The following is a 5,198-nucleotide window of genomic DNA, read 5'->3' as shown; positions in this document are numbered from 1 at the left end:
TCGTAAAGGCCCGGCAAGGACCGCCGCGCATTGGCGAGTACCGCGTCGATCTTGCGCTCCGCCTCCGGGTCGGGGTCGAAAACCGCCACATCCCAGCCATTGAGCAAGAAGCGCGCGGCCCAACCGCCGCCGATCACCCCACCCCCGATAATCGCCGCTTTCCGTCCCATCATGTCGTCCTCTCGGTATGTCCATCGACCGCCATCGCCTGTCCGCTGATCGAGGCGGCACCGGGCGAGGCCAAGAAAACCGCCATCGCCGCGACCTCATCGGCGGTAACGAAGCGGCGCAGTGCGACGCCATCGGTAAAGCCTTTGCGCACATCGGCCTCGGACCTTGATTGGGCTTGCGCCTCCATCGCGATGACGCGGTCCATGCGCGGCCCCTCGACAGCGCCGGGGCAGATCGCATTGACCCGCACGCCATAAGGCCCCAGTTCCGAGGCCAACGCCTTGGTCAGCCCCACGATTCCCCATTTCGCCGCCACATAAGGCGTGCGCCACGGAAAGCCGAACAGGCCCGAGACCGAGCTGGTGAGCAAGAGGACGCCCGCGCCTTGCGCCTTCAGAACCCGCGCCGCCCAGCGGCAGGTCAGGAAGGCGCCGTCGAGATTGACCGAAAGACAGCGCTGCCAATCGGCGAAATCCAGATCCTCGATCGGCCCGGCTGGTCCGCCGATCCCGGCATTGGAGATGACGATGTCCGCGCCGTCCCAATCGGCCTCGATCCGGCCGAGAAAATCGCTCATCGCGACCTCGTCGGTCACATCGGCCACGACGGCCAAAATCGCGGGCGAAACAGACGCCACCGCCGCAGGATCGGCATCGCACACAGCCACTTGATCGCCCATGGCGACAAAGGCCTCAGCCATCGCAAGGCCAAGGCCCGAGGCCCCGCCGGTAATAACGACCCGGCGGCTCACCTTGGCGCTCGTTTCACAAGGCCAAGCTTGGCGCGCACCTCGGCCGGCGTCATGATCCGCGCGCCCATGCCTTCGATCACACCGACCGCGCGCTCGACCAGCTGTGCATTGGTGGCCAGAACGCCCTTGTCGAGCCAGAGATTATCCTCAAGCCCGACCCGCACATGGCCCCCCGCCAGAACGGCGGCAGCCGCATAGGCCATCTGGTTGCGCCCCAGCGCAAAGGCCGAAAAGGTCCAGTCGTCGGGCACATTGTTGACCATCGCCATGAAGGTATTCAGGTCATCGGGCGCCCCCCACGGCACGCCCATGCAAAGCTGCACCAAGGCGGGGCCATCCAGAACCCCCTCCTTGACCAACTCCTTGGCGAACCACAGGTGGCCTGTATCAAAAGCCTCGATCTCGGGCTTCACGCCCAAATCGGTCATCATCCGCCCCATGGCGCGCAGCATGCCCGGCGTGTTGGTCATGACGTAATCGGCCTCGGCGAAATTCATCGTGCCGCAATCGAGCGTGCAGATTTCCGGCAGGCAGTCGGCCACATGGGCGACGCGTTCCTCGGCTCCGGCCATATCGGTGCCCTTGGGGTTGAGGGGCAGCGGCGCGTCGGTCGGGCCAAAGACGATGTCGCCCCCCATTCCGGCGGTCAGGTTCAGAACGACATCGACATCGGCGTCGCGGATACGGTCGGTGACTTCGCGGTAAAGCTCGATCCGGCGCGATGGCGCGCCCGTGTCGGGGTCGCGCACATGGCAATGCACGATGGCCGCCCCCGCACGTGCCGCCGCGATGGCGCTGTCGGCAATTTCCTTGGGCGAGCGCGGCACATGGGGGCTACGGTCTTGGGTGGCCCCCGATCCGGTGACGGCGCAGGTGATGAAAACCTCGCGGCTCATGGTCAATGGCATGATCTACTTTCCTTTCCAAACCGGGTCGCGTTTCTCGGCAAAGGCGCGCGCGCCCTCTTTCTGATCCTCGGATCGATAAAGCCGTTCGACCGTTTCGAACTGGCTTTTCGTCACCTTGTTCATCGCATCCTGAAAGCACATCGCTTCGGCCTCGCGCACGATTTCCTTGATCGCGGCGAAGACCAAGGGCGGGCCTGCGGCCAGATCATCGGCCATGGCGCGGGCCGTAGTCATCAGATCCTCGGCGGGCAAGACGCGGTTGACCAGCCCCCAGCGTGCAGCCTCTTAGGCGTCGATCCAGCGCCCGGTCAGCAGCATCTCCATTGCGATATGATAGGGAATACGCTTGGGCAGCTTGATCGAGGCGGCGTCGGCAACCGTGCCCGAACGGATTTCTGGCAGCGCGAAGCTGGCGTGGTCGGCGGCCAGGATGATATCGGCGCTCAGCGCCAGTTCCAGCCCGCCCCCGCAGCAGATGCCGTTGATGGCCGCGATCACCGGCTTGTTCAGCCCGCGCAACTCCTGCAATCCGCCAAAGCCGCCCTTGCCGTAATCGCCATCGACCGCCTCGCCCCCAGCGGCGGCCTTGAGATCCCAACCGGGGCAAAAGAATTTCTCGCCTGCCCCGGTCAGGATCGCCACGCGCAGATCGGGGTCGTCGCGGAACTGGGTAAAGACCTCGCCCATCAGGCGACTGGTGGCGAAATCGATGGCGTTGGCCTTGGGCCGGTCGAGCGTGACCTCCAGCACCGCGCCACGGCGCTGGGTCTTGATCGGTGTGTCGGTCATGGCATTTCTCCCAATCGGATCAGGGCATCGACCGCGACGGCGCGGTCAGCTGTGGCGATCAGCGGGTTGATCTCCAACTCGATCAATGCGCCGGCATGCGCAATGGCGCAATCTTGCACCGCGCGGATCGCCGCGACCAGTGCCGCCATGTCGGCGGGTGGCTTGCCGCGATAGCCATGCAACAACGGCGCGATGCGCAGGTTGTGCAGCGCTGTGGCAATTTCGGCCTCGCTTGCGGGCAGGATGAGCGAGGCGGTGTCGCCCATGATCTCGGCCAGAACACCCCCCGCCCCCAGCGTCATGACGAACCCATGCGCCGGGTCGCGGATCACGCCCACAAGGATTTCGGCCACGGCCCCCGTCACCATTTCTTCGATCAGAAAGGCATTGCCCCCAATGCGCGTGGCGGCAGCGTGAACGGCCTCATCGCTCGCAAGGTTCAGCGCCACGGCGCCTGCCTCGGTCTTGTGGGCATGGCCCAGCCCCTTGAGAACGACGGGAAAGCCCAAAACGCGCGCTTCATCTGCCGCTGCATCGGGGCTTGCGGCCTTGGCCCCGCGCGGCACCGGCACGCCGTGGGCGGCGAGGATCGCCTTGCCCTCGGCCTCGGACAACAGGCGCGGCGCGATGGGCTCTGGCCCGGGCAGGATCAGGGGGGTGGCATTGGGGTGATGGCTACCGCTGCGCGCGCAAGCGGCGATGGCGGCCAAACCCTCGGCCATTCCCGACAAGGGCACGATGCCGCGCGCGATCATGTCGGCCGCGACCCCCTCGGGCATGGTTTCGGGCAGGCTGGCCATGATCGCCATGGGCCGCCCGGTCGCCGCACGCGTCGCCTCGACCGCGTTGACGACCAGATCCCATGCCGACCCATCGCAGCGGTCGGGGCGCGGGAAATCCAGCACCACCACCCCCAGCGCCAGATGCGGGGCCATCATCGCGCTGAAGGCGCGCGTGATCGCTGCCTCATCACCCCAGATATAGGTGTGGTAATCCAAGGGGTTGGCGAGTGCCACCTTGGGACCAAGCGCCGCGCGCAGATCCTTGTGCTGGCGCGAAGTAAGCGCCGGATACCTCAGCCCCGCCCGTGCGCCCAGATCGGCCATCAACCCCGCTTCGCCCCCCGAACAGGACATCGAGGCGATATCGCTTGATCCAAGCGGCCCTACCACATGCAGGATTTTCAGAGTCTCAAGGAGTTCGGCCAGCCCCACCACCCGCGCGATGCCCAGCCGGGCAAACAGCGCATCGGCACCTGCATCGCTGCCCGCAAGCGAGCCTGTGTGCGACACGGCGGCCACCCGCGCCTGATCAGAGGCGCCAGCCTTGACCGCGACGATGGGCTTGCCGAGCGTCTGCGCCCGCGTCGCCATGGCGGCAAAGCCCGCCAGATCGCCGATCCCCTCGATATGCAGGCCAAGGGCGGTGACGCGGGAATCCTCGATCAGCACCATGGCGATCTCGGCCAAGCCGGTCTGGGCCTGATTGCCCGCCGTCACCACATAGGCCAAGGGCAGGCCGCGGGTCTGCATCGTCAAATTGATCGCGATGTTAGAGGATTGGGTGATGAGCGCCACACCGCGCTCTACCCGCAAGGCGCCGTGTTGATCAGGCCAAAGGGCCGCCCCGTCGAGCAGGTTCAAAAAGCCATAGCAGTTTGGGCCAAGAATACGCATCGGCCCCGCCGCCGCGACCAGTTCCGCCTCAAGTTCAGCCCCGTTCCCGGTTTCGGCCGCCGCTTCGCGAAAGCCCGAGGCGAAACAGACAGCGCCGCCCGCCCCCCGCGCGGCAAGCGCGCGCAGCGTGTCGATGCTGGCCTCTCGGTTCACACCGATGAAGCTGGCATCGGGTGCGGCGGGCAGGTCGGCGATGGTGGCATAGGCGCGCAGCCCCGCGATCTCTGCCTTGGTCGGATGCACCGGCCAGACCGGCCCTTCAAAGCCGATCTTGCGGCATTCGGCGATCACATTGGCGCACCATGCCCCCCCACCAATCACCGCGATGGAGGATGGCCGCATCAGGCGCGAAAGCGGCTCCATCCCTCAGGCCCCAAGAGGACGGAAAATCTCGCGCCCGATGATGTGGCGCTGGATCTCGGAGGTGCCGTCCCAGATGCGTTCGACCCGCGCATCGCGCCAGAACCGTTCGATGGGCAGATCATCCATCAACCCCATGCCGCCATGGATCTGCAGCGTGGTGTCGGTGACGCGCGCCAGCATCTCGGTGGCGTAAAGCTTGGCGCTGGCGATCTCGCGGTTGGCGGGCAGGCCTTGATCCAGCCGCCAAGCGGCCGAAAGCGTCATCAGATCGGCGGCGTCGATCTCGGTGATCATGTCGGCGATCTGGAAGCTGACGCCTTGGAACTTGGCGATCTGTTGGCCGAATTGGCGGCGTGCGGCGGCCCATTCGACGGCGTGATCGAAGCAACGCCGCGCGCGGCCCACGGAGAACGCCGCAACCGTCAGGCGGGTGGCGTAAAGCCATGTGTTCATCACGTCGAACCCGCCATCGACCACACCCAAGACCTGAGCATCGGGCAATCGGCAGTCGTCAAATTCAAGGATGCAGTTCTTGTAGCC

5 protein-coding genes and 1 pseudogene are annotated in these 5,198 nt (G+C 65.9%); all 6 read right to left on the bottom strand.

Annotated elements, in window-relative coordinates; translation table 11 throughout:
- On the bottom strand, positions 1 to 170 hold a 170-nt coding region (locus ACTG4J_RS14520; protein WP_439140453.1), incomplete at its 3' end, for a 3-hydroxyacyl-CoA dehydrogenase NAD-binding domain-containing protein.
- Complete coding sequence (locus ACTG4J_RS14515) at positions 170 to 922, bottom strand: SDR family oxidoreductase (protein WP_439140452.1); 753 nt, start codon at positions 920 to 922, stop codon at positions 170 to 172. The genes ACTG4J_RS14515 and ACTG4J_RS14520, both read right to left, overlap by 1 nt.
- Positions 919 to 1,830 (bottom strand): 3-keto-5-aminohexanoate cleavage protein, encoded by a 912-nt coding sequence (locus ACTG4J_RS14510; protein ID WP_439140451.1) that lies wholly within the window; start codon positions 1,828 to 1,830, stop codon positions 919 to 921. Before ACTG4J_RS14510 ends, ACTG4J_RS14515 begins: the two co-directional genes overlap by 4 nt.
- A gap of 3 nt (positions 1,831 to 1,833) precedes the next feature.
- A pseudogene (locus ACTG4J_RS14505) lies at positions 1,834 to 2,619 on the bottom strand (carnitinyl-CoA dehydratase).
- Entirely contained in the window at positions 2,616 to 4,658 is a 2,043-nt protein-coding gene (locus ACTG4J_RS14500; protein ID WP_439140450.1) for an acetate--CoA ligase family protein, read from the bottom strand. The pseudogene ACTG4J_RS14505 and the gene ACTG4J_RS14500 overlap by 4 nt, the downstream one beginning before the upstream one ends.
- 3 nt (positions 4,659 to 4,661) lie before the next feature.
- Positions 4,662 to 5,198, bottom strand: a 537-nt coding sequence (locus ACTG4J_RS14495; RefSeq protein ID WP_439140449.1) for an acyl-CoA dehydrogenase family protein, incomplete at its 5' end; no start/stop codon positions are given.

The sequence above is a fragment of the Roseicyclus sp. genome, from assembly GCF_965662675.1.
Lineage (GTDB): Bacteria > Pseudomonadota > Alphaproteobacteria > Rhodobacterales > Rhodobacteraceae > Roseicyclus.
The sequence above is the reverse complement of the archived record's forward strand: the minus strand, read 5'-3'. Positions and strand labels throughout refer to the sequence as shown.

What these genes read in the sequence shown, in the direction of transcription:
- ACTG4J_RS14510 (WP_439140451.1), bottom strand. Translation starts at nt 1,830, where the DNA reads ATGCCATTGACCATGAGCCGCGAGGTTTTCATCACCTGCGCCGTCACC.
- ACTG4J_RS14500 (WP_439140450.1), bottom strand. Translation starts at nt 4,658, where the DNA reads ATGGAGCCGCTTTCGCGCCTGATGCGGCCATCCTCCATCGCGGTGATT.